The sequence below is a fragment of the Herbiconiux daphne genome, assembly GCF_024979295.1.
Lineage (GTDB): Bacteria > Actinomycetota > Actinomycetes > Actinomycetales > Microbacteriaceae > Herbiconiux > Herbiconiux daphnes.
Genome location: NZ_JANLCJ010000050.1, coordinates 1 through 2,137, shown reverse-complemented (window position 1 = coordinate 2,137; position 2,137 = coordinate 1). Strand labels below are relative to the sequence as shown.

The 2,137-nt window shown below is 39.3% G+C and carries 1 protein-coding gene; it reads right to left on the bottom strand.

From position 1 onward, the window contains the following. Positions 1-2,137: Ig-like domain-containing protein (locus tag N1032_RS22650; protein ID WP_259542568.1), on the bottom strand; the 2,137-nt coding region annotated here is incomplete at both ends.

The window sequence follows — 2,137 nt, the reverse complement described above, 5'->3', positions numbered from 1 at the left end:
CAACGTACCAGTAGCTGTAACAGTACTACTATCAGAGTTGTTCGTTACAGTGACTTTAACATCAACGTTCGGGTCAACGGTACCTGGAGTCCAAGTTAACTTACCATCAGGACTAATATCTGCACCAGCTGTAGTTCCATCAAGCTCCCACTTAACTGTATACTTAGAAGCATCAACCACATTACCACTAGCATCAAGTGCTCTGATAGGAGCCGCAGGGTTGATGATATTAGTGTTATAAGGGGCAGCAGCATCAGAACGCAATACATCGAAACGTTTAGCAATCTGTACAGATGCAACTTTAGGTTCTACAGGAGCAGTACTCTTAACAGTAATTACTAAATCTGAATCACCTTTCATATCAGAAGTGGTTAAACTATAAGTGGTTGTACCAGCTTTAACACCAGCAATTACTAATGTCCTCTTATTGGTATCAGAAGCTTTGATAGTTCCTGTAGCAATAGAAGAATCACCAGCCAGAAGAATCTTGAAGTTATTACCTCCACTAGCAACAGCGGTATTTGTTAATTCATCAATTTTCTGAACTGTCAGCTCAATAGTTTTACCTTCATCAATTTCAAGTGCTTGATTATATGTAGCTGGGTTATAAGCAGCTAATGTACCATCTCCAGAAGATTTAACCAAGTTGATATGATAATCATGCAAACTTGTAATACGAGATTGTAATGTCTTATTAGGTGTAACACCTTTATCTACAATATCAACCCTATATGTACCGGCTTTCTTATACGCTTGGTTGTAACGGTCTCCAAATGTCTCAAACTTATAAGTACGACCAGCTTGTGTTGAGTTATTAACAAGGTGTTCTGGTGTATCAGAAGTTCTGATTTCACGAACCTCAAAAGGACCAACACCATCTTGCCATTCAATATCAAAATCTGTACCAGCATCAAGTGTTGTAGGCATATCAGCAACCCAAGAGGCATCTGGGATAACAGTAGCACTGACAACAACTGTCGCTTTAGGGGTTGTAATAGTTGTCGGACTAGCACCAGCATCAGTGTTAGTAACCCAGCAATAGTACACACCAGCTTCAGCAAGAGTAGCATTATCAATGTGGAAGTTCTGAGTAGTTATACCTGTATCTACACCATTAGCACTACCATCATCTTTAACCCATTTATAAGTAACTGTACCCATTACAGATTGGTTCTTCATTGGGATTACAATATCAATAGGCTGTCCAGCTTGTACATTAATATCATACTTGATTGTACGGTCGTAATCAGGCATTGTAGATTGTTTCTGTTCAACAGTAACAGCAACAGAGTTAGAAGATTGATATCCATTAACTGTTGCACTGATAGTTGCTGTACCAGCACTAACACCTTCAAGAGTTATAATCTTACCAGTAGAGTCCAACGTAGCTTTAGCTACATTATCATTACTAGAAGATAGTACAATCGTGCCAGTAGAACCTTGAGGAACAAATGTGTAAGCAATAGTGGTTGTATTACCCGATGTAATTGTTTCTGTTGTACGAGTGAACGACATGCCAGTAGCTTGAGCATCAACAACAGATAGGTTGTAGTTATTTGAGGTTACTACAGTGCCGTCTGATTTAGTGATTGTTGCACTAATAACAGCAGAACCTTTCTTCAGAGCGGTAACCACACCAGTAGTACTTACAGTAGCAATCAGTTGGTCAGAAGAGTACCAAGTAACAATAGCAACAGCACCTGTAGGTGTAAGTGTAACTGTAAGTGGACGAGTAGTACCAATTGCAAGACCACCAGTTGGTCCACTGATAGTGATACCGGTAGCTTCAATTACAGCTTGAGTTACAGTAACATTAGATGTATTTGAAGTAACAGTAATCGGTCTTTTACCGGACTCTGTGTTAGTTACACGAACACTATAATTACCAGATTGCCCAATTGTAGCATTATTAATTGTTAATGTATCAGATTTCTGGCCTAGGATAGCAGAATTGTCTTTATACCACTGATAAGACAAAGTACCTGCTGTAGATGTTGCAGTCACAGAAAGTGTAATAGTACCACCAGATGTTGTACTGAATGTAGCAACTGGTTGTTTTGTAATTACAGGAGTAACAGAAGGTGATACATTCGGTGGATTACTTCCTGGAATGTGATTAGTACCACCAATCCAGCAC